This is a genomic window from Streptomyces sp. NRRL S-340 (genome assembly GCF_000720185.1).
GTDB lineage: Bacteria > Actinomycetota > Actinomycetes > Streptomycetales > Streptomycetaceae > Streptomyces.
In genome coordinates, this window is sequence record NZ_JOIY01000147.1 from 1 (window position 1) to 219 (window position 219).

The 219-nt window shown below is 73.1% G+C and carries 1 pseudogene; it reads left to right on the forward strand.

Annotated features, from left to right (window positions below):
• Positions 1 to 219 (forward strand): annotated as a pseudogene (locus tag IG64_RS37340) (alpha-1,4-glucan--maltose-1-phosphate maltosyltransferase); the annotation flags it as partial.

Below are 219 nucleotides of genomic sequence, written 5' to 3' on the forward strand. Positions count from 1 at the left end.
CCCGCCATCGCCGCCATGGGCTTCGACGTCGTCTACCTCCCCCCGGTCCACCCCATCGGCACCACCCACCGCAAAGGCCGCAACAACACCCTCACCGCCACCCCCGACGACGTCGGCGTCCCCTGGGCGATCGGCTCCCCCGAGGGCGGCCACGACACCGTCCACCCCGCCCTGGGCACCCTGGACGACTTCGACCACTTCGTGCACCGCGCCCGCGAA